Here is a 271-nt window from a genome sequence, read left to right on the forward strand (position 1 = left end):
GTCTGGTTTGAATCGTCATCGATTGCCTGCTTGCCGAGAATGACGAGCTCGGGCTTCTCCTGATCGACCAGCGCCTTCAGGATCTTCGCCACCGCCAGCGGCTGCAGTTCATCAGCGGATTCGACGAGAATCGCGCGATCCGCGCCGATGGCCAGCGCCGTACGCAGCGTCTCCTGACACTGCGTCACGCCGCACGATACGGCGATCACTTCCGTCGCGACACCCGCTTCCTTCAGACGCACCGCTTCCTCAACGGCGATCTCGTCGAAGG

1 protein-coding gene is annotated in these 271 nt (G+C 62.4%); it reads right to left on the reverse strand.

Annotated elements, in window-relative coordinates:
* Window positions 1–271 (reverse strand): adenine nucleotide alpha hydrolase family protein (locus NCS00_RS33235; RefSeq protein WP_502801623.1); only part of this gene is annotated, 271 nt, incomplete at both ends.

Origin of the sequence: Caballeronia sp. AZ1_KS37 (assembly GCF_023631165.1) — a bacterium.
GTDB lineage: Bacteria > Pseudomonadota > Gammaproteobacteria > Burkholderiales > Burkholderiaceae > Caballeronia > Caballeronia zhejiangensis.